Here is a 20,934-nt window from a genome sequence, read left to right on the forward strand (position 1 = left end):
CAGAGGCCGCGTCAGCTCCGTGACGGTCCGGTGTCAGGGCGGCTGGCCAATGTTGTTCCCATCGAACGGCACAGACCAGAGATGAGGAACCATGACAATCCAGTCCACCCAAGCGACCACCACGACCACCGCGCCGAACCGCCCGGAGTTGCAGCAGGTGATCGAGGAGGTCGTCGAGGCCGGTTACGCCGGAGTGCAGCTGCGGGTGCGCGACGAGCAGGGCGAGTGGGTCGGCAGCGCCGGAGTGAGCAAGCTGGGCGACGACGCGAAACCGGCGACGAACGGGCTGTTCCGGATCGGCAGCAACACCAAGACTTTCGTCGCGACCGTTGTGCTGCAACTGGTGGCAGAGGGCAAGATCGGGCTGGACACCCCGGCGGCCGACTACCTGCCGCAGTTCGAGCTGGACCCGCGGATTACCGTGCGAATGCTGTTGCAGCACACCAGCGGCGTGTTCAACTTCACCGGCGAGTATTTCCCGGACGGGACGATCGTGCCGGGAATCCCCTGGCAGGGCCAGGAATGGGTGGATAACCTGTTCCACAGCTACCCGCCCGCGGAGCTGGTGCGGCTGGCCTTGTCCAAGCCCGCGCGGTTCGAGCCCGGCACCGACTGGAGCTACTCGAACACCAACTACGTGCTGGCCAGACTGGTGACCGAGAACGTCACGGGCCGGTCGTTGGCCGAGGAAATGCACCGGCTGATCCTGGGGCCGCTCGGACTGACCGGCACCGTGGTGCCGGACTTCCAGACGGAGATCCCCGAGCCGCACGCGCACGGCTACTACGCGTACCAGGTCGGCGACGAGTGGAAGGTGGTCGACACCAGCAGCATGAACCCGTCCTGGATCTCCGCGGGCGGTGACATGATCTCGACCACCGCGGACCTGCAGACGTTCATTTCCGCGCTGATGAGCGGCAAGCTGCTGCCTGCTCCGCTGCTGGCCGAGATGCGCACCCCGCGTGCGACGGGCCTGCCGAAGAACGAGTACGGCCTCGGGCTTTTCGTCGAGGAAACCGACGGCGGCGACATCCTCTACACGCACAACGGCGGCTTCTTCGGCTGGGCGGCACTGATGTACAGCACGCCCGACGGCAGCAAGACCATGACCGCCTCGATCACCACCGGCGACGCCAAGGTCGACTTCGCGGAAATGTCCGCGACGTTCCTGCAGGTGCGGCAGCGACTCGTCAACACGGTGTTCGGCAACCGGGCCTGATCGAACTCACCAGACACTCAATACATTTCACTCACTCCAGGAGTACCGCCATGCCTACTTTCCAGACCCCGGAACCGATTACCGTCACCGTCGAGGTGCCCGCAGGCAACGTCCAGGTGACCGCCTCCGACCGCACCGACACCTTCGTCGAGGTCCGGCCGACCGATGCGGCCAAGAAGGCCGACGTGCGCGTCGCCGCGCAGACCAAGGTCGATTTCGCCGCGGGCGTCCTGACCGTGCGGACGCCGAGCGGGTGGCGGACCTATTCGCCGCTGGGTGGCAACCCCTCGATCGAGGTGATCATCGAGGTGCCGACCAATTCCTGGCTGAAAGCCACTGCGGGCGTTGGCCAACTGCTGGCCACCGGCGAACTCGTCGAGTCCGTGCTGGAGATCGCCGCCGGTGACATCGCGGTCGAGAGCCCGCGCGGAGCGGTGACGGCAAAGGTAGCCAAGGGCGATATCCGCGTCGGTGACGCGTCGCGCGGGGTGCTCCGGCTGGAGACCTCCATGGGCGAGTTGGCGGTAGGTATCCGAGCGGGCAGCGCGGTGCGGCTGGAAACCAACGCCCTGTCCGGCACGGTGCAGAACCTGATGGCACCGGTCGCCGGGTCGGACACCGTCGACACCGTGCAGGTGTACGCGCGAAATTCGTTCGGCAACATCATCATCCGGCACGACGTCGCAGCTTGACGTCACCAACGGCCCCGGGGTCCGCGTATCAGCGGGAGCAACCCCGGGGTCGAGCCGTGTGCGGGTTCACGCTGTGATCGGATCGTTGATCTGCTCTACGAGGATGTCGGCGTGGCCGGTGTGCCGCCCGTATTCCGCGATCAGGAACAGGTAAATCCAACGGACACTGACGATTCCGGCGCGCGGATGGTGCACGGTGTGCGCCAGGTCGTAGGGCGCCACGATCGTCGCGGATCTGCGGCTGGCCCGCTCGAACTCCGCGATGACGTCGCTGAGCGTCTCGTCGTCGGAGACGGCGAAACTGCCAGCTCCTGGCGTTGCGTAGCCGTCGCATTCGGCTTCGGGCAGGCCGGCCAGATAGTGCTGGAACCAGATCCGTTCCGCCGCGGCCGCGTGCTTGATCAGTCCGATCGGCGTTGTCGCGGAGGCGACGAGCCGACGGCGGGACTGTTCCTCAGGGAGTTCCCGCACCTTCTCGACGAGTGCGGCTCTGCCGCGATCGAGGGTATTCTCCAGCAGCGTCCGCTCGGGACCGGCGGTGATTCGGGCAGGGGTAGTCATTGGTTGCCTCCTTGTGGCGGATTTCTTTGTGGCCGAGAGTGATCGGCCAGACGATGTCAACGCGGTGGCGCGCGCTACAGCGCATCTGATTTGCCGTGGGAGCCGCGAACGAGTCGTACTCGACCCGGGCGTTCGAATGCACCGGGGAGACTTGCCGACACTGCGAGTTTAACGAATGACACCGAGACGTCCACCCCCTCCACTTGCGCGGGGTGGAGGGGGTGGACGGATGCGGTGGCGGGGTTACTTAATGAATCTCACCGAACGGAACTCGACATCGCGCTCACGCTCGCCGGGGCCCATCGCGTTCACGACCTTGCCTTCGCAGTCGTCGCCGCGGAAGAGTTCGGCGACGCGATTGGTCTTGTTCTCGGCGAAGCCCTTGCCTTCGATGCGGTAGCAGCGGTTGTTCTTGGGGTCTTCGAGCCGCTGGTGGTCGCCGTGGTGGGTGTAGATGAACGTCCCCTTCGCCTCCAGGGTGCCCGGATCGACGGGATCGGCATGAGCAGTGGTAGCTCCGCCGAGAGCCAATGCGAGAACCGCGCCGGCCGCGGCGAGAGCGCCTCCGATGTGTTTCATGATCTGCCTTTCGTAGAGCCTTCACCCACGTATCTCGTGAAACGTGGTCGCTCCCGGGCACCTTGTGGGTCGCGCCGGGGCTTTGTCTTGGCCTGGCCAGTCGACGTCGACGGCACCGATGGTAGCAAGATTCGCACTGGGGAAATCGATCAAATCTGTTGTGCCACAGTGGAATACGGGAAAGGTGCGCACTGTCATTCGGTCGCGCGGGAGCCTCGGGGGGCGTCGAGTCGGGAGTTGACGCGCGGCAACGGAGCCGATCAAGAACTAGCTCTTCACGCCGAATGGCGGGGTCGTTCCTACGCTGTGGGCCAGTTCGCATGGGGGTCCGAAATGCCCACTGGTTCAATGGGATTGCTCCCGGCGATCATGCTAACAACTCGTGCATGCGACGGTTCCCCAGTCGTCGGCGGTGTTGGTTGACGAAGGCCATTGGGGCAGTCGGTGAGCAAATGCGCCATCGTCGGGTTAGCTGATCTCGAAACGTGGCAGCGCCAGAGGGGGGCGTGCGACGGTCACCCTGTCCTGGCGGCTTCGCGCTGAGCGTCCACGACCTCGCCGACGGCTGCGGGTACCCGGGTCCTATAGCGAACGGATGCGTGACCTGGCCTGAGCGACCAGCGAGGGCTGGCTCGAGACCCCACCTCGTGAATGAGATTGCATAGTCGTGCATAATCATCACATGGTTGATTCGGTGCACGCGCCGGAGCCAGGCGCGCCCGCGTTGCGGGTCGCGGTGGCCGGGGCGAGTGGGTACGCGGGCGGGGAAGTGTTGCGGCTGCTGCTTGGGCATCCGGCGTATCGAGCCGGGCGCCTGCAGATCGGGGCGTTGACGGCGGGCGCGAACGCCGGGAGCCCGCTCGGGGCGCTGCAGCCGCATTTGCTGCCGCTTGCCGATCGCCTGCTCGTGCCGACCAGCGTCGACGAGCTGGCGGGGCACGATGTGGTGTTCCTCGGGCTGCCGCACGGACAGTCCGCGGCCATCGCGGAGCAGCTGCCCGCGTCGACGGTGATCATCGATTGCGGGGCCGATTTCCGGCTCACCGACGCGCGGGCGTGGGAGAAGTACTACGGCAGCGAGCACGCGGGCAGCTGGCCCTATGGCCTGCCCGAGCTGCCCGGTGGCCGCGAGAAACTGCGCGGCGCGAGCCGGATCGCGGTGCCAGGCTGCTATCCGACGGTGGCCAGCCTCGCGCTCGCACCCGCCGTCGCGGCGGGGATCATCGAGCCGAGGGTGAATGTCGTCGCGGTGAGCGGAACCTCGGGCGCCGGACGCAAGCTCGATGTCGGGCTGCTCGGCTCCGAGGTGATGGGTTCGGCGCGGGCCTACGGCATCGCGGGCGCGCACCGGCACACCCCGGAGATCACCCAGAACCTGTCCGCGGCAGCCGGTATCGACGTCGCCGTGTCGTTCACGCCGGTGCTCGCGCCGATGCCGCGCGGCATCCTGGCGACCTGCACCGCGCCGACCGCGGTTGAGGTCGCGCAGGCCCGCGCCGTCTACGAAAAAGCCTATGGGGACGAACCTTTCGTGCACCTGCTGCCGGAAGGTGTCTTGCCGCAGACCGGTTCGGTACTCGGCTCCAACGCCGTCACCCTGCAGGTGGCGGTGGATGCCGACGCGGGCTTGCTCGTGGTGATCGGCGCGATCGACAACTTGACCAAGGGCACCGCGGGCGCCGCGGTGCAATCCATGAACCTGGCCGTCGGATTCGACGAGACCGCAGGACTTTCCACCGTAGGAGTGGCACCGTGACGACATCCGCCGCGACATCGACCGGCAAGCTGGTGCGCAACCAGGGCGTGACGGGGCCGCTCGGCTTCCGCGCGGCCGGTATCGCGGCAGGCATCAAGGCGAGCGGAAAGCCGGACCTGGCACTGGTTTTCAATGAGGGCCCGGAATACGCCGCGGCGGGCGTTTTCACCCGCAACAAGGTGAAGGCCGCCCCCGTGCTGTGGTCCCAGCAGGTGCTGTCCGGCGGCCGCTTGCGCGCGGTGATCCTCAATTCCGGCGGCGCCAACGCGTGCACCGGGCCGGGCGGCTTCCAGGACACGCACAAGACCGCCGAGGAACTCGCTGCCGCACTGAGCAATTGGGGCTCCGAGACCGGCGCCGGCGAGATCGCCGTGTGCTCCACCGGCTTGATCGGCGACCGGCTGCCGATGGACAAGCTGTTGCCCGCGATCACCGAGATCGTGCACGAGATGGGCGGCGGCCTGTCCGGCGGCCTCGACGCGGCGCACGCCATCATGACCACCGACACCGTGCCGAAGGAAGCCGCCTTCCATCATCGGGACAAGTGGAACGTCGGCGGCATGGCCAAGGGCGCGGGCATGCTCGCCCCCTCGCTGGCCACCATGCTGGTGGTGCTGACCACCGACGCCGCCGTCACCGCCGACCAGCTGGACGAGGCGTTGCGCAACGCGACCGCGCGCACCTTCGACCGGCTCGACGTCGACGGGTCCTGCTCCACCAACGACACCGTGCTGCTGCTGGCCAACGGTGCCAGCGAGGTCACCCCGAGCCAGGCCGACCTCGACGCCGCCGTCCACGCGGTCTGCGACGACCTGTCCACCCAGCTGATGGGCGATGCCGAGGGCGTCACCAAGCGGGTGCTGGTTACGGTCGCGAGCGCGGTCAGCGAGGACGAGGCGGTGGCCGCCGCCCGCACCGTCGCCCGCGACAGTCTGGTCAAGACAGCGCTTTTCGGCTCCGACCCGAACTGGGGCCGGGTGCTCGCCGCGGTCGGCATGGCACCGATCACCCTCGACCCGAACCGGATCTCGGTGTCGTTCAACGGAAATCCGGTCTGTATCGACGGTGTCGGCGCGCCTGGCGCCCGCGACGTCGACCTGTCCGGGATGGATATCGAGGTCCGCATCGACCTGAATGTCGGTGACGCGCAGGCCACCATCCGCACCACCGACCTCTCGCACGGCTATGTCGAAGAGAATTCGGCCTACAGCTCATGACGGGCCAACTCCACGAGGACCTTTCGGCGCTTGGCAAGGCGCACGTCCTGGCCGACGCGCTGCCCTGGCTGCAGAAGTTCCGGGACAAGATCGTCGTCGTGAAGTTCGGCGGCAACGCGATGGTCGACCCGGAACTCGAGCGGGCCTTCGCCGCCGACATGGCCTTCCTGCGCACCGTCGGCGTGCACCCGGTGGTGGTGCACGGCGGCGGCCCGCAGATCAGCGCGATGTTGAAAAAGCTTGGGCTGGAGGGCGAATTCCGTGGCGGCTTCCGGGTAACCACCCCGGAGGTGATGGAGGTCGTGCGGATGGTGCTGTTCGGTCAGGTCGGGCGCGAGCTGGTTGGCCTGATCAACGCGCACGGCCCGTACGCGGTCGGCATCTCGGGCGAAGACGCGAATCTGTTCACCGCGACCCGGCGCACCGTCGAGGTCGACGGCGTACCGACCGACATCGGCCTGGTCGGTGACGTCACCTCGGTCAACCCGGACGCGGTGCTCGACCTCATCCGCGCGGGCCGCATCCCGGTGGTCTCCACCATCGCGCCGGACGCGGACGGCGTGGTGCACAACATCAACGCCGACACCGCCGCGGCCGCGCTGGCCAAGGGCATCGGCGCCGAGAAGCTGGTGGTGCTGACCGACGTCGAGGGCCTCTACACCGACTGGCCCGACCGCAACTCGCTGATCACCCGCATCGATACGGCCGCGCTCGCGGAGTTGCTGCCGCGCCTGGACGCGGGCATGGTGCCGAAGATGGAAGCCTGCCTGCGCGCTGTGCAGGGCGGGGTGCCGAGCGCGCACGTCATCGACGGTCGCGTCCCGCACGCCATGCTGCTGGAACTGTTCACCGGAGAAGGAATCGGAACGATGGTGACGCTCGCCCCGTCCTCGAATGGGGTCGGCTCGCTGGACGGAACGAAAAAATGAGCACAGATCAAGACCTCCAGACGCGGTGGACCGCCGCGATGATGAACAACTACGGCACCCCGAAGCTCGCGCTGGTGCGCGGGGCGGGCGCGGTGGTCTACGACGCCGACGGCAACCGCTATGTCGACTTCCTCGGCGGCATCGCGGTCAACAGCCTCGGTCATGCGCACCCGGCCATCCTGGCCGCGGTCACCGAGCAGCTCGGCACGCTCGGGCACACCTCGAATCTCTATGTGAACGAACCGGTTGTCGAATTGGCCGAGCGGTTGCTCGCGCACTTCGGCGACGGTTCCTCGGAATCGGGACACAGCGGCCGCGCCTTCTTCTGCAACTCGGGCACCGAGGCCAACGAGGCGGCATTCAAGATCGCCAGGTTGACCGGGCGGCGCAAGATCATCGCGTGCGAGGAGGCGTTCCACGGCCGGACCATGGGCGCGCTCGCACTCACCGGGCAGGCGGCCAAGCGGACACCGTTCGAGCCGATGCCCGCCGGTGTCGTGCACGTGCCCTACGGTGACGCCGCGGCGCTGGCGGCCGTCGTCGACGCGGACACCGCCGCGGTGTTCCTGGAGCCGATGATGGGGGAGAGCGGCGTCGTCGTTCCGCCGATCGATTACCTGGCCAAGGCCCGCGAGATCACCAGCAGGCACGGCGCGCTGCTGATCCTCGACGAGGTGCAGACCGGCATCGGCCGGACCGGAAAGTTCTACGCGCATCAGGCCGTTGGCATCGTGCCCGACGTGATCACCCTCGCCAAGGGACTCGGCGGCGGGCTGCCGATCGGCGCGGTGCTGGCCACCGGCCCGGCCGCCGAGTTGCTCACGCCGGGCTTGCACGGCACCACCTTCGGCGGCAATCCGGTCTGCGCGGCGGCCGCACTCGCGGTGCTGCGCACCATCGACGAACAAGACCTGCTCGCGCATGTGGAGTCGGTCGGCAAGCGGCTCGTCGACGGCATCGAACTGCTGGAGCATCCGCTGGTCGCGCACGTGCGTGGCGCGGGGCTGCTGCTCGGCATCGTGCTCACCGACGACGTCTCCGCCCACGTCGAGGCACGCGCCAGGGCGGCCGGATATCTGGTGAACCCGGCCAAGCCCAACGTGATTCGGCTCGCGCCGCCGCTGATCCTCACCGAGACCCAGGCCGACAATTTCGTCGCCGACCTGCCGGAAATCCTGGACGCGGCGACCCAAGATGCGAAGGAGGCTGCGGCGCAATGACTTCAGCACAGCACGCGGTACGGCACTTCCTCCGTGACGACGATGTGAGCCCGGCCGAGCAGGCCGAAATCCTCACCCTCGCGGCCGAACTCAAGCACGCGCCGTTCTCCCAGCGGCCGCTGGAAGGCCCACGCGGCGTCGGGGTGATCTTCGAGAAGAACTCCACCCGCACCCGGTTCTCCTTCGAGGTGGGCATCGCCCAGCTCGGCGGGCACGCGGTGGTGGTGGACGGGCGCGACACCCAGCTCGGCCGGGAGGAAACCCTCGGTGACACCGGCACGGTGCTCTCGCGCTACGTGGACGCGATCGTGTGGCGCACCTTCGAGCAGTCGCGGCTCGACGAAATGGCCGCGACCGCAACGGTTCCCGTGGTGAACGCGCTGTCCAACGAGTTCCACCCGTGCCAGGTGCTCGCCGACTTGCAGACCCTCGCCGAGCGCAAGGGCAGCCTCGCGGGCCGCAACCTCACCTACTTCGGCGACGGCGCGAACAACATGGCGCACTCTCTGCTGCTGGGTGGCGTCACCGCCGGACTGAACGTAACCATTGCCGCGCCAACGGGTTTCGAGCCGTTGCCGTGGATCCTGGAGGCCGCGCGCAAGCGGGCCGCCGAGACCGGCGCCACCATCACGCTGACCGGCGACCCGGTCGCGGCGGCCGACGGCGCCGACGCGCTGGTGACCGACGCCTGGACCTCGATGGGCCAGGAGAACGACGGTCTGGACCGCGTCGGGCCGTTCCGCCCGTTCCAGGTGAACAGCGACCTGCTCGCCCGGGCGCAGCCGGATGCCATTGTGCTGCACTGCCTACCTGCCCATCGCGGCGAGGAGGTCACCGACGAGGTGCTCGACGGTCCGCACAGCGTGGTGTGGGACGAGGCGGAGAATCGGCTGCACGCGCAGAAGGCGCTGCTTGTATGGTTGCTGGCCAAGCGAAGTGACGGTGCGGCATGAGCGAGTACCCGCGAGCGAGCCGGGGACACGGCGTGCGTTCGCGCACGACGGAGCCGAGTGCCGGCGAGGTGGCGGACGGTCGGCGATCGGGCATCGAGGTGCGGTCGTGAGTGTCGCGCCGGAACCGGGTAAGACGGGCCCGGAGATCGCCCGCACCAGGGCCGGGCGCCAGTCCCGCATCGTCGAACTGCTGACCGCGCACGCGGTACGCAGCCAGACCGAGCTGGCGGCGCTGCTCTCCGCCGAGGGCATCGAGACCACCCAGGCCACCCTCTCGCGTGACCTCGACGAACTCGGCGCGGTGAAACTGCGCGCCGCCGACGGTGGCGCGGGCGTCTACGTGGTCCCCGAGGACGGCAATCCCATCCGGGGCGTCATCGGCGGCACCGATCGCCTCGCGAAGCTGCTCGGCGATCTGCTGGTCTCCACCGACCACAGCGGCAACATCGCGGTTTTGCGCACCCCACCCGGTGCCGCGCATTACCTGGCCAGCGCGCTGGATCGCGCGGCGCTGCCGTACATCGTCGGCACCATCGCGGGCGACGACACCATCGCCGTCATCGCCCGTGAGCCACTGACCGGGGCGGAACTGGCGGCGAAGATCGAGGAGATCGCCTGACCGCGGTCAGCCGAACGGGTACTGGCCGTTGCCGCCGCCACCTGGCCCCTTGCCCGGCGTGCCCGCGTTGATGATGTCCTGGACGAGGTCGACGACGGCCCGTCCGATGTTGAGGACATCGTTGCCGAGGGTGCTGAATTCTTGCGCGATGAGGTGCAGCATTGCGTCCGTCCTTCTACCCGCTCGAAGATTCCGTTCTTCAGGGTCGCACACGGGGCAGGGCTCGCCAAGGGGTAATTCGCTTGATGGGCAGTGACTTTCGCGAACTATCCGAGGCAGCGGGGGAGTGCACCGGACCCCCGTTGTGAATGGGCTTGCATCATCATGCATAATCATTTGCAGGACGTGCGGGCCGCTGCGGCGGGAAGCCGGTCCGTACTTTCGAACACAAGCATCGAAACCGAGGAGCACACAGACCATGTCCGAACGCGTCGTACTCGCCTACTCAGGTGGGCTGGACACCTCCGTGGCGATCAGCTGGATTGCCAAGGAGACCGGTTCCGAGGTGGTGGCCGTGGCCATCGACCTCGGCCAGGGCGGCGAGGACATGAACGTGGTGCGCCAGCGAGCGCTGGACTGCGGCGCGGTCGAGGCCATCGTGGTGGACGCGCGCGACGAGTTCGCCAACGACTACTGCCTGCCGACCATCCAGGCGAACGCCATGTACATGGGCCGCTACCCGCTGGTGTCGGCGATCAGCCGCCCGCTCATCGTCAAGCACCTCGTCGAGGCCGCCAAGTTCCACGGGGCAAGCACCGTCGCGCACGGCTGCACCGGCAAGGGCAACGACCAGGTGCGCTTCGAGGTCGGCATCGGCGCGCTCGCGCCGGACCTGAACGTGATCGCCCCGGTCCGGGACTACGCGTGGACCAGGGAGAAGGCCATCGCCTTCGCCGAGGAGAACGCGCTGCCGATCAACGTGACCAAGAAGTCCCCGTTCTCGATCGACCAGAACGTGTGGGGCCGCGCGGTGGAAACCGGCTTCCTCGAGGACCTCTGGAACGCGCCGACCAAGGACGTCTACGACTACACCGCCGACGCGACGGTCAACTTCGAGGCACCCGACGAGCTCATCATCACCTTCGAGAAGGGCATCCCGGTCGCCATCGACGGCCGCGCCGTCAGCGTGCTCGAGGCCATCGTCGAGCTGAACCACCGGGCGGGCCGCCAGGGCGTCGGCCGTCTCGACATGGTCGAGGACCGGCTCGTCGGCATCAAGAGCCGGGAGATCTACGAGGCGCCCGGCGCCATCGCGCTGATCACCGCGCACCAGGAGCTCGAGGCCGTCACCGTCGAGCGCGAGCTCGGCCGGTACAAGCGGCAGGTCGAGCAGCGCTGGGGCGAGCTGGTCTACGACGGCCTGTGGTTCTCCCCGCTCAAGCGCGCGCTGGACGCGTTCGTCGGCGAAACCCAGGAGCACGTCTCCGGCGACATCCGGATGGTGCTGCACGGCGGCAACGCGGTCGTCAACGGACGGCGCTCGGAGCAGTCGCTCTACGACTTCAACCTGGCCACCTACGACGAGGGCGACACCTTCGACCAGTCGCTGGCCAAGGGCTTCGTGCAGATCCACGGGCTGTCCTCCAAGGTCGCCGCGCGGCGGGACCTGAACCAGAAGTAGTCACGCCGCTCGGCCAAGGCGAGTGATCGGACTCTCGCGGGCCGCGGCGAGCACAGTGAGTGGTTGTGCGGCGGGCCGCGGGACTGGTCGCGAGGAGGTTGGCCTGCTGTGGGTGAGTGCTCGACGCGCTGCGGACTGGCGTCCCCGATGGCAGGTGACCGGCACTGCGTTGGTCGGCGCTCTACCGATCGGCGCGACCGCCGTTGCCGGGGTGGTCGTAGTCTCGAAGTCGGCCGATGCGTCGGCTCGACTCGAAGGGAGCGACGATGCGGACCGAGGACGACAGCTGGGACATCGTAAGCAGCGTCGGCGCGACGGCACTCGGTGTCGCTGCGCTGCGCGCGGGCGAATCCCGCCGCACCGACGCGCTGTTCCATGACCCGTACGCCGAGCTACTGGTGAGCGCGGTCGGTTCGGCTTCCTGGACCCGGTTGAGCCAGGGCGATGTCGGCCGAATCGACCAATCGACGGTGCGCTCCTATGGTGTGCTCGGCGACCTCCTGGTGGCCCGCACCTGCTACTTCGACGACTATCTCGAGGCAGCGGCCGCCGCGGGCCTCCGGCAGATCATCATCGTGGCCGCCGGACTCGACGCGAGGGCATATCGGCTCGACTGGCCTGCGGGCACAACGGTGTTCGAGCTGGATCAGCCGAAGGTGTTGCAGTTCAAGGCCGCCGCGCTCGCCGACCGCAAACCCGCCGCCGACCGTCGCGAGGTCCCGGTCGACCTGCGTGACGACTGGCCTGCGGCCTTGCGCGGCAACGGTTTCGATCCCGCCGTGCCGACCGCGTGGCTGGTCGAGGGGTTACTGCGCTACCTTCCCGCCGACGCGCAGGATCGGCTGTTGACGCACATCGCGGCACTGAGCGCGCCGGGCAGCCGGGTGGCGATCAATACGACGCCGGGCCAGCTGTCGCCGACAATGCAAGAACAGGAAGACGGCCGCGACAGACTGCTCGCCACGCTCGACATAGATCTCGACGTCGACGCGCTGTGGTATCCGGCCGAGGGCCGCAGCGATCCCGTCCACTGGTTCACCGAACAAGGCTGGACGGTGGTGCGGGCCGATCCAGCCGCCGTGCTCACCGACCGCGGCCGCGACGTGCCCGAGGAAGTCGCCGCGGAAATGCGCGACCACCTACTGATGACCGCAACCCGAGGAGACAGCACACCATGACGCAGAGCGGCAGCACGAACACCGGTGCGCTCTGGGGCGGGCGCTTCGCGTCCGGACCGGCCGAGGCGATGGCGGCGCTGAGCAAGTCGACCCACTTCGACTGGGTCCTGGCGCCATACGATATTCGCGCGTCCAAGGCGCACGCGCGGGTGCTGCACAAGGCCGGACTGCTCTCCGAGAGCGACCTCGCCGACATGCTCGCCGGACTGGATCAGCTTGCCGCGGACGTGGATTCGGGCGCGTTCGCGCCCGCCGACTCCGACGAGGACGTGCACGGCGCGCTCGAGCGCGGGCTGATCGACCGGGTCGGCACCGAGCTCGGCGGGCGGCTGCGCGCCGGGCGCTCCCGGAACGACCAGGTGGCCACGCTGTTTCGGATGTGGCTGCGCGACGGCGTGCGCCGGGTCGCGGTCGGCGTGCTCGACGTGGTCGACGCGCTGGTGACGCAGGCGGCCGTGCATCCCGACGCGGTGATGCCCGGCAAGACGCACCTGCAGGCCGCGCAGCCCGTGCTGCTCGCGCATCACCTGCTCGCGCACGCGCATCCGCTGCTGCGCGATATCGATCGGCTGCGCGATTTCGACAAGCGAGCGGCGGTGTCGCCGTACGGTTCCGGCGCGCTGGCCGGTTCGTCGCTCGGCCTCGATCCCGAGGCGATCGCCGCCGAACTGGATTTCGATGCGTCCGCCGCCAATTCGATCGACGCCACCTCCTCGCGTGATTTCGCCGCCGAGGCCGCGTTCGTGCTCGCCATGATCGGCGTCGACCTGAGTCGGATGGCCGAAGAGGTGATCCTCTGGAGCACACCGGAATTCGGCTACATCACCCTGGCCGACGCCTGGTCCACCGGGTCCTCGATCATGCCGCAGAAGAAGAACCCGGACGTCTCCGAACTCACCCGCGGTAAGGCGGGCAGGCTCATCGGCAACCTCACCGGTTTGCTGGCCACCCTGAAGGCGCAGCCACTGGCCTACAACCGAGACTTGCAGGAGGACAAGGAACCGCTGTTCGACTCGGTCGCCCAACTGGAGCTGCTGCTGCCCGCCATCGCGGGCCTGGTCTCGACGCTCACCTTCCACACCGACCGGATGGCCGAACTCGCCCCCGCCGGTTTCACTCTCGCCACCGACATCGCCGAATGGCTGGTCCGCCAGGGTGTTCCGTTCCGCGTCGCGCACGAGGCGGCGGGCGCCTGCGTCCGCGCCGCCGAATCCCGCGGCGTCGGCCTCGACGAACTCACCGACGAGGAGTTCGCCGCCATCGACCCGGCCCTCACCCCCAAGGTCCGCGAGGTCCTCACCGTCCAAGGCTCCATCGCCTCCCGCAACGCCCGCGGCGGCACCGCAGCCACCCAGGTAACCGTCCAACTCAACGAAATCGCCACCACCACAGCCCAACTCCGCACCTGGTTGAGCTGACCCCCGACACCGCAGCCACCCCGGCCGCACACCGCCGTGTCAACGGTGAGCGACCTCAACTGCCCACGAGGACTAGTTCAGCGGGGGAATAGGTTCGCTATGTGGAGGAGGGGTGCGGCGATGGCCGGAATCATGGCGGGGTCGTGTAGTCGGCCCGTGCGGTAGGTGAGCAAGTGTTGGCCGGTGAGGCTCCAGGGCGGTGAGATGTTGGCCACGTGGGCGTCGATCAACGGCTTACCGATCAGCCAGCGGGCGTAGTTGGGGTCGCTGGTGCGGATGCGGAAGCGAGAGTCGAACGCCGCGTTGCCGGTCGCGGTGGGTTTGTCGCCGAACAGTGAGCGGCCGAGCTGCGAGAGCGGACCGCGCGGTTCGACCGCGATCGGTGGATACGGTCGGTGCAGCTGTACGACGACGGCGATGTAGTGGTGCCGGGTAGTCGATGTCGTGCTGCTGTTGTCCGACGAGTAGCTGGTGGACGTTGTCTTGTAGTGATAGTCCGCCACGGTCACCCACTGCCCGCCCGCCTGCCCGGTCAGCATCACCCCGAGACCACTTCTGTTGCGGCCGGGCAGCCTGGCCGTCCAGTCCGCGCGGGCATGCTGGGTAAAGCTCCATCCGTTGGCTCTCCCCCACGCCTGCAAGCGATTCCGGCGTTGCCGCTCGACACGAATCGACAGCGCGGCAAAGACGATCAGCAGCACAACCATCAGCACCACACCCAGGCCGATAGATAGCACGACTGAATCCATCCGATCCCCCCTCCCCATCGTCGCGTCGGCGAGCCATCCCGCGGATGCCACGATCACCGAGTTCATCCCGCCCACCGCACATCCGGCAGTACGCCGCCTCGTTATTCTGCGGCACTCGATACGCTGCCGCCATGACCCTGTTGCTGCTGGCCATTGCCATCGCGTCCGAGGTGACCGCCACCGTCTCACTCAAGATCTCCGACGGCTTCACCAAGGTCATCCCGTCGATCATCGTTGTCATCGGCTACGGCAGCGCCTTTTGGTTCCTTTCCCAAGCTTTGAAGCGCGGCATGCAGATCGGCGTCGCCTACGGCATCTGGTCCGCCGTCGGCGTCGCCGCCATCGCGATCATCGGCGTGCTGTTCCTCGACGAACGCCTGACCTTGGTCCAAGTCGGCGGCATCGGGCTGGTGATCGTCGGGGTGCTCGCGCTGGAACTCGGCGGCGAGCACTGAGACATAGCGGGCGTGCCGGCAGATCACGCAGATCTACCGGTACACCCAGAGTCAGGTGCGGCTCAGCGGAATTCGGTGGTGTCGAGATCGAAATCGAACGGAGCGGGCAGTCGTAGCAAGGTGCCGAATTTGGCGGCGGCGACGTGCTGGTACTCGCCGCCCACGGGCTGCCAGTAGATCTTCACCTCCGCGCGATGCCGGTCGACGAGCAAGTACGCCGGTATCGATGCCTGCGCGTAGGCATCTCGTTTTTCGACCCGGTCGACCTCCGCGTCGCGGGTACGGCCCGAGGTCACTTCGAGGACCATCAACACACCGGAAGGATCGGACCATGGCGGCTGGTCGAAGAAGTATTCGCGTGGTGCGACCGCACCGTCGACGCGGGCGCGGCTCTCCCGGTAGGCAGGGATACGGAGGCCGCGTTCGGGCAGCAAGCGTAGCTCCGGGCAGTGGTCGCGAACCTGGTCGCCGATAAGCATGGTGTAGGCATCATGCTCGCCATCAGGAACCGGAACCACGTAGATCCTTCCATTGATCAGCTCGACGTCGACCTCCTCGGACGATGCGCGCTCCAGGACCTCGAACTCGGCGAGGGTCACATCGGCGTCCATGCTGCTCATATCCCCAGGGTAACTGGGTGGCGCGGGTTCGGTCTGCTGGTCGTCCGCCAGCAGATGTCGCGCTGCGGTGCGCGGGCTCATCCGGGGCCCGGGTCCGGTCGCGGGCGTCCACGGTCCATTGGCAACTCCTTCTACTCGACGACAGGACTGTTGTGCATTTTCTTTGACGTGCGACGCAGCCAGTTGGTTCCCGGGAATCTCCTCGACTTTCAGCGCTGAAAGTGGAGCATTGGCGCGCCCTACCCGAGGAACCTGCCAACGTGGGCATTGCGTGCATTGTTTTCTCGCCCTGAAAACCGGAATCCGTTGCGTCCTCCGCATTTTGCCGAATATGTCCCACGAGATGAGGGGCGAACGTAGCATCGGGCGATGGACTGGACGTTTGCTCAGCTGTGCGCGCACGGATGTGGCCGATGACCTCGGACGATGCGGCGAAACCGGCCGATACCGCAGGTGCTTCCGCCGCCGTGCTGCAAGCCGAGGGGTTGGTGAAGCGCTATGGCGGGGTCGAGGCGTTACGTGGCGCGAACTTTGCGGTGAGCGCCGGTGAAGTCGTCGCGTTGATCGGCGACAACGGCGCGGGTAAATCGACGCTCGTGAAATGTCTTTCCGGCGCCGAGCAGCCGGATTCCGGGCGGATTTTGCTGGACGGCAAGCCGGTGGTGCTGAATACGCCGACGGCCGCGCGCAAACTCGGTGTGGAGACGGTGTATCAGGATCTCGCGGTGGCGCCCGATCTGGACCCGGCCGCGAACCTCTTCCTCGGCCGCGAACTGGTGCGTAAGGGGTTACCGGGCAAGCTCGGCATGCTGGACCGTACCGCCATGAGAGCCCAAGCGGTCGAACACTTCCGGCGCCTCGGCGTCACCCTGCAGAGCTCGGACGTGCCGATCGGCTCGCTGTCCGGCGGGCAGCGGCAGAGCGTCGCGGTGGCCAGGGCGGTGATGTGGGCCAGCAAGGTGGTGTTCATGGACGAGCCGACCGCCGCGCTCGGCGTGGTGCAACGCGAGCGGGTCCTGGAGGTGATCCGGCGCGTCGCCGGCGAGGGCATCGCGGTGGTGCTGATCAGCCACAACATGCCGGAGGTCTTGGCGGTCGCCGACCGCATCGAAGTGCTGCGGCTCGGCAGGCGGGTGGCGCGGTTCACCGCCGCCGAGGCCACGCTCGAGCAATTGGTCGGCGCCATGACCGGCGCGCTGTCACAGGAGGGGGCGGCGTGAGACGCCAGTGCCCCACGGGTCGCGAGGATGTCGCATGAGTGAGGTCAAGTCCGTCGATGTGGACGGGAACGGCAACGGTGCTGCCGAGTTACCGGAACGCACTGTCCTGCAGCGACTGATGGGTGCGAGCACGGTGTGGATCGGCGTGGTGCTCGTCGCGTTGTGCATCGTGTTCAGTGTGCTGCGGCCCGACGCGTTCCCGACCCGGTTCACCTTCCAGACGCTGCTCATCGAAACCTCGGTGCTGCTTGTCCTTTCGGTGGGGATGACGTTCGTGATCATCACCTCCGGCATCGACCTGTCGGTCGGCATGGTGCTGATCTTCTCCGGCGTGATCGGCGCGAAATCGATGGAGTGGCTGAGCCCGGACCAGGACGCCACCGGCGCGGGCTGGGGCATCATCGGCGTCGGCTTCCTGCTTTCCATTGCGGGCGGCGGCCTTTGGGGCCTGATCAACGGATTGCTGGTGGCCAAGGCCAAGATTCCGCCGCTGATCGTCACCCTCGGCTCGTTCGGTGCCGCGCTCGGCGCGGCCCAGCTGATCACCGGCGGCGTCGATACCCGGACGGTGCCCGAAAATCTGCGTGACACACTCGGTTTCGGCACCACACTGGGCGGGATACCGAACCTGGTGCTGGTCGCCACCGTGGTGACGGTGCTCGCCGCCTGGGTGCTGCACACCACCCGGTTCGGCCGCTACACCTACGCCATCGGCTCCAATGAGGAAGCCGCCCGCCGGTCCGGTATCGCGGTCACCCGGCACCTGGTGACGGTGTACCTGCTCACCGGCGTGCTCGCCGGTCTGGCGGGCTTCATGAACCTGGCCTACTTCGGCACCACCACGATCGGCGGGCACACCACCGACAACCTGGATGCCATCGCGGGCGTGGTGATCGGCGGAACCAGCCTCTTCGGTGGTGTCGGCTCGATCGTCGGCACCGTGATCGGCGTGTTCATCCCGTCGGTGCTGAAGAAGGGTTTCGTCATCGCGCAGGTGCCGGTGTTCTGGCAGCCGATCGCGGTGAGCGTGGTGCTCGTCGCGGCGGTCTGGTTCGACCAGCTCCGCCGCCGGGCCCGTGACCGGAAGTAGGAATTCGATAGTGCAACAACACAAATACGGCGGAGGTAAGCCAATGAGGGTGGCCAAGCGGACAGCGGTGGTGATCGGCGCGATGATGTCGGTCGGCGCGCTGCTGGTGTCTTGTAGTGGGCAGGTGAGCAATTCGGGCAGCACGGACAGCAAGAAGCTGGTGCTGATTCCCGGCGTCGCCGACGAGCCGTTCTACATCTCGATGCAGTGCGGCGCACAGGACGAAGCCACGAAGCTCGGCTACAAGCTGGACACGCAGGCGCCAACCAAGTTCGACGCGGGCTCGCAGACCCCGGTGCTGACCGGTGTGGTGGCGAACAAGCCCGGCGGCATCCTGATCGCCCCGACGCACGCCACCGCCATGGCCAATCCGATCAAGCAGGCCAAGGACGCGGGCATCAAGATCGTCGAGGTTGACACCGCGCTCGACGACACTTCCATTGCGCTGTCCTCGATTTCGTCGGACAACAAGAAGGGCGGCGCCCTCGCGGCGCAGACCCTGGCGAAGCTGGTGGGGGAGAAGGGCCCGGTGCTGGTGATCAATACCAAGGCGGGCACCTCCACCACCGACGCGCGGGCGCAGGGCTTCGAGGACGCGGTGAAGAGCTTCCCCGGCATCACCTCACTTGGCGTGCAGTACAACAACAACGAGGCGGCCCAGGCGGCGTCGATCGTCACCGCGACGCTGGCCGCGCACCCCGATCTCGCCGGGATCTTCGCCACCAACCTGAGTTCGGCCGAGGGCGCCGCTACCGGCCTGCGCAACGCGAACAAGCTCGGTCAGGTCAAGCTGGTCGGTTTCGACGCGAGCCCCAAGCAGGTCGAGGACCTGAAAGCCGGCACCGTGCAAGCACTGATCGCCCAGGACCCGGCGGGCATCGGCGCCAAGGGTGTCGACCAGGCCGCCGCGGCCATCGAGGGCAAGCCGGTCACCCGCAATATCCAGACCGACATGATCGCGATCACCCAGGCTGACATGGACGCCAACTCGAAGTACTTCTACAAGCGCAAGTGCTGACAACCACCCGATGAGGGGCCGACCGGACGCCACCGCGTCCGGTCGGCACGGGTGCGACCCCGGCGCCGAGCCGGTCCGGAGGTCATCAGCAAACTTCTGGAAACGCCCAAAACGGATTAGCCGTGCATTAGCATGATCCGCGGCGCCCCCTGATGGTCGCCCATGCATCTCGCTCCGATGGCGAGGTGGCCTCTACCCAGTTCACTGCTTTATGGCACTTCGAGCATTCGTGAAGCTCGACAGCTACCGGAAGTATCGAACAGAAGGAGCAGAGGGAATGATTGGATCGATCGTGGGCAACAGTCTGGCAATGTTGACGGCCGTTTTCCTGGCCATCGCTATTCCGATCGGTGGCTCGATCATGGACATGGCGTTGATCCCGATGGCTGCCATCGTCAGCCCGTTCATGTTCTTCGGCAGTTAGCGCCGTTTATGCACCCAGCTCGGGCGTGAGAGCGCCTGTGCGGCAAGGTATTCGACTGGCCTCGTCATGGCTGGACCGAGTTGTTCCTTGGTCCGGCCACGACGAGGTCGTCGTCAGTCCTCGACTCGGACGGCGTATTCCGCGTTGGCGAGGGCGTTCAGGACGTCGTCGCGGTGATTGGGGCCGCGGGTTTCCAAAGTGAGCGAGACCTCGACCTCGTCGAGGGCGAGCCGGGCGCCGGTGCGGGCGTGCGAAACATCGACCACGCTGGCGCCGGTCTTGCCGACCACGCCGAGCAGCGTGCTCAGGCCGCCCGGTCGATCCGAAATCGTCACGCGCACCGCGAGATAACGGCCTGCGGCGCTGAGCCCGTGGCCGATCAGCCGAGTGAGCAGCAGCGGGTCGATATTGCCGCCGGACAGGACCGCGCACACCGGGCCCTTCAGGTCGAGATCCGCTGCGGCACAACTCATCAACGCCGCGACAGCGGCCGCGCCCGCGGGCTCGACGATCAGCTTGGCCCGCTCCAGGCACAGCAGCAGCGCCTTGGACAGGGAGTCCTCGTCGACGGTCAGCATCGTCGAAACGTGCTCGGCCACATGCGCGAACGGCACCTGCCCCGGCTGCCCGACGGCGATACCGTCGGCCATCGTCGACATCCGTCCGACCCGCACCGGCTTGCCCGCCGCCAGCGAGCCCGGCCAGGCCGCCGCCTCCTTCGCCTGCACCCCGATCACCCGCACCCGCGGTGCCAGCTGATGCAGCGCCACCGCGATGCCGGCGAGCAGCCCGCCGCCACCGGTCGGCACCAGCACCGTGCCCACGTCGGGGATCTGTTCCAGGATCTCCAGCGCCACCGTCGCCTGCCCGGCCACGATGTCCGGGTGATCGAACGGATGGATCAGCGTCGCACCCGTGCGGTCGGCGAGTTCCATGGCCGCGTCCAACGCGTCCTCGATGGTCTCACCGACCTGCCGCACCTCGGCGCCGTAGGCCTTGGTGGCCGCCAGCTTGGGCAGCGAGGCACCCACCGGCATGAAAACCGTCGAGGTTATGCCAAGCGAGGTGGCCGCCCATGCGACCCCTTGCGCGTGGTTACCGGCGCTCGCCGCAACCACTCCGCGCGCACGATCCGCGGCGGGCAGATTAGCGATCCGGTTGTAGGCACCGCGCGGCTTGAACGACCCGGTCCGCTGCAAGTTCTCGCACTTCAACCAGACCTCGGCGCCCGCGCGCTCGGACAGCACCCGCGACGCCACGATCGGCGTCTTCCGGATCACCGGCGCCAGCAACTCCGCAGCAGCGATGATCCGTTCCATCCCGACCAACTCCATGCCGCACATGCTGCCACTCCGCGACCAAAACGTCCGACGATTCCTCCCCGAGTGTCTCGTCC

General features: G+C 67.5%; 22 protein-coding genes. 16 read left to right on the top strand and 6 right to left on the bottom strand.

Annotated features, from left to right (window positions below; genetic code table 11):
- Positions 1-91: 91 nt before the first annotated feature.
- Both ACIA8C_RS37295 and ACIA8C_RS37300 read left to right on the top strand, forming a co-directional pair.
- Positions 92-1,219, top strand: coding sequence for a serine hydrolase domain-containing protein (locus ACIA8C_RS37295; RefSeq protein WP_397143137.1), 1,128 nt, complete (start codon positions 92-94; stop codon positions 1,217-1,219).
- Positions 1,220-1,269: 50 nt separating this feature from the next.
- The gene (locus tag ACIA8C_RS37300; RefSeq protein ID WP_397143139.1) at positions 1,270-1,911 is read left to right on the top strand and encodes a hypothetical protein; all 642 of its coding nucleotides are present in this window, start codon (positions 1,270-1,272) and stop codon (positions 1,909-1,911) included.
- A gap of 66 nt (positions 1,912-1,977) precedes the next feature.
- On the opposite strand, the gene ACIA8C_RS37305 is transcribed toward ACIA8C_RS37300, so the two are convergent.
- Complete coding sequence (locus ACIA8C_RS37305) at positions 1,978-2,472, bottom strand: DinB family protein (RefSeq protein ID WP_397143141.1); 495 nt, start codon at positions 2,470-2,472, stop codon at positions 1,978-1,980.
- A gap of 243 nt (positions 2,473-2,715) precedes the next feature.
- Positions 2,716-3,051 (bottom strand): hypothetical protein, encoded by a 336-nt coding sequence (locus tag ACIA8C_RS37310; RefSeq protein WP_397143143.1) that lies wholly within the window; start codon positions 3,049-3,051, stop codon positions 2,716-2,718.
- Between the two features lie 682 nt (positions 3,052-3,733).
- Between ACIA8C_RS37310 and argC the strand changes: the two genes are divergently transcribed.
- The 6 genes from argC (at position 3,734) to ACIA8C_RS37340 (ending at position 9,745) form a co-directional block, all read left to right on the top strand.
- The gene (gene argC / locus ACIA8C_RS37315) at positions 3,734-4,807 is read left to right on the top strand and encodes an N-acetyl-gamma-glutamyl-phosphate reductase (protein WP_397143145.1); all 1,074 of its coding nucleotides are present in this window, start codon (positions 3,734-3,736) and stop codon (positions 4,805-4,807) included.
- Positions 4,804-6,024 (top strand): bifunctional glutamate N-acetyltransferase/amino-acid acetyltransferase ArgJ, encoded by a 1,221-nt coding sequence (gene argJ, locus ACIA8C_RS37320; protein WP_397143147.1) that lies wholly within the window; start codon positions 4,804-4,806, stop codon positions 6,022-6,024. The genes argC and argJ overlap by 4 nt, the downstream gene beginning before the upstream one ends.
- The gene (gene argB, locus ACIA8C_RS37325; RefSeq protein WP_397143149.1) at positions 6,021-6,953 is read left to right on the top strand and encodes an acetylglutamate kinase; all 933 of its coding nucleotides are present in this window, start codon (positions 6,021-6,023) and stop codon (positions 6,951-6,953) included. Before argJ ends, argB begins: the two co-directional genes overlap by 4 nt.
- Positions 6,950-8,173: an acetylornithine transaminase gene (locus tag ACIA8C_RS37330; protein ID WP_397143151.1), complete on the top strand. Its 1,224-nt coding sequence runs from the start codon at positions 6,950-6,952 to the stop codon at positions 8,171-8,173. Before argB ends, ACIA8C_RS37330 begins: the two co-directional genes overlap by 4 nt.
- Positions 8,170-9,126, top strand: coding sequence for an ornithine carbamoyltransferase (gene argF, locus ACIA8C_RS37335; RefSeq protein WP_397143153.1), 957 nt, complete (start codon positions 8,170-8,172; stop codon positions 9,124-9,126). The genes ACIA8C_RS37330 and argF overlap by 4 nt, the downstream gene beginning before the upstream one ends.
- Positions 9,127-9,232: 106 nt before the next feature.
- Complete coding sequence (locus ACIA8C_RS37340; RefSeq protein ID WP_397143155.1) at positions 9,233-9,745, top strand: arginine repressor; 513 nt, start codon at positions 9,233-9,235, stop codon at positions 9,743-9,745.
- A gap of 6 nt (positions 9,746-9,751) precedes the next feature.
- Here ACIA8C_RS37340 and ACIA8C_RS37345 read toward each other — a convergent pair whose 3' ends face one another.
- Positions 9,752-9,907 (bottom strand): hypothetical protein, encoded by a 156-nt coding sequence (locus ACIA8C_RS37345; RefSeq protein ID WP_397143157.1) that lies wholly within the window; start codon positions 9,905-9,907, stop codon positions 9,752-9,754.
- Positions 9,908-10,163: 256 nt separating this feature from the next.
- Between ACIA8C_RS37345 and ACIA8C_RS37350 the strand changes: the two genes are divergently transcribed.
- From ACIA8C_RS37350 to argH, 3 genes are all read left to right on the top strand, one after another.
- A complete protein-coding gene (locus tag ACIA8C_RS37350) occupies positions 10,164-11,366 on the top strand; it encodes an argininosuccinate synthase (RefSeq protein ID WP_397143159.1) in 1,203 nt (400 codons plus the stop codon).
- A 266-nt stretch (positions 11,367-11,632) separates the two neighbouring features.
- Positions 11,633-12,544 (top strand): SAM-dependent methyltransferase, encoded by a 912-nt coding sequence (locus ACIA8C_RS37355; protein WP_397143161.1) that lies wholly within the window; start codon positions 11,633-11,635, stop codon positions 12,542-12,544.
- Positions 12,541-13,962, top strand: a complete 1,422-nt coding sequence (gene argH / locus ACIA8C_RS37360; protein WP_397143163.1) for an argininosuccinate lyase — start codon at positions 12,541-12,543, stop codon at positions 13,960-13,962. The genes ACIA8C_RS37355 and argH overlap by 4 nt, the downstream gene beginning before the upstream one ends.
- 77 nt (positions 13,963-14,039) lie before the next feature.
- Here the strand turns inward: argH and ACIA8C_RS37365 are convergent, their stop codons facing one another.
- Positions 14,040-14,711 (bottom strand): hypothetical protein, encoded by a 672-nt coding sequence (locus ACIA8C_RS37365; RefSeq protein WP_397143165.1) that lies wholly within the window; start codon positions 14,709-14,711, stop codon positions 14,040-14,042.
- 131 nt (positions 14,712-14,842) lie between these two features.
- Here ACIA8C_RS37365 and ACIA8C_RS37370 point away from each other — a divergent pair, with 131 nt between their 5' ends.
- Complete coding sequence (locus ACIA8C_RS37370) at positions 14,843-15,166, top strand: DMT family transporter (RefSeq protein ID WP_397143167.1); 324 nt, start codon at positions 14,843-14,845, stop codon at positions 15,164-15,166.
- A gap of 62 nt (positions 15,167-15,228) precedes the next feature.
- On the opposite strand, the gene ACIA8C_RS37375 is transcribed toward ACIA8C_RS37370, so the two are convergent.
- Complete coding sequence (locus ACIA8C_RS37375) at positions 15,229-15,786, bottom strand: Uma2 family endonuclease (RefSeq protein WP_397143169.1); 558 nt, start codon at positions 15,784-15,786, stop codon at positions 15,229-15,231.
- A 413-nt stretch (positions 15,787-16,199) separates the two neighbouring features.
- Between ACIA8C_RS37375 and ACIA8C_RS37380 the strand changes: the two genes are divergently transcribed.
- The 4 genes from ACIA8C_RS37380 (at position 16,200) to ACIA8C_RS37395 (ending at position 19,538) form a co-directional block, all read left to right on the top strand.
- Positions 16,200-17,006, top strand: a complete 807-nt coding sequence (locus ACIA8C_RS37380) for an ATP-binding cassette domain-containing protein (RefSeq protein ID WP_397143171.1) — start codon at positions 16,200-16,202, stop codon at positions 17,004-17,006.
- A 34-nt stretch (positions 17,007-17,040) separates the two neighbouring features.
- Positions 17,041-18,096 (top strand): ABC transporter permease, encoded by a 1,056-nt coding sequence (locus tag ACIA8C_RS37385; protein WP_397143173.1) that lies wholly within the window; start codon positions 17,041-17,043, stop codon positions 18,094-18,096.
- 43 nt (positions 18,097-18,139) lie between these two features.
- Positions 18,140-19,114, top strand: a complete 975-nt coding sequence (locus tag ACIA8C_RS37390; protein ID WP_397143175.1) for an ABC transporter substrate-binding protein — start codon at positions 18,140-18,142, stop codon at positions 19,112-19,114.
- Between the two features lie 229 nt (positions 19,115-19,343).
- A complete protein-coding gene (locus ACIA8C_RS37395) occupies positions 19,344-19,538 on the top strand; it encodes a hypothetical protein (RefSeq protein WP_396990127.1) in 195 nt (64 codons plus the stop codon).
- A 113-nt stretch (positions 19,539-19,651) separates the two neighbouring features.
- On the opposite strand, the gene ilvA is transcribed toward ACIA8C_RS37395, so the two are convergent.
- Positions 19,652-20,881, bottom strand: coding sequence for a threonine ammonia-lyase (gene ilvA, locus ACIA8C_RS37400; RefSeq protein ID WP_397143177.1), 1,230 nt, complete (start codon positions 20,879-20,881; stop codon positions 19,652-19,654).
- Positions 20,882-20,934: the final 53 nt, after the last annotated feature.

It is taken from the genome of Nocardia sp. NPDC051321 (assembly GCF_044455225.1).
Taxonomy (GTDB): Bacteria; Actinomycetota; Actinomycetes; order Mycobacteriales; family Mycobacteriaceae; genus Nocardia.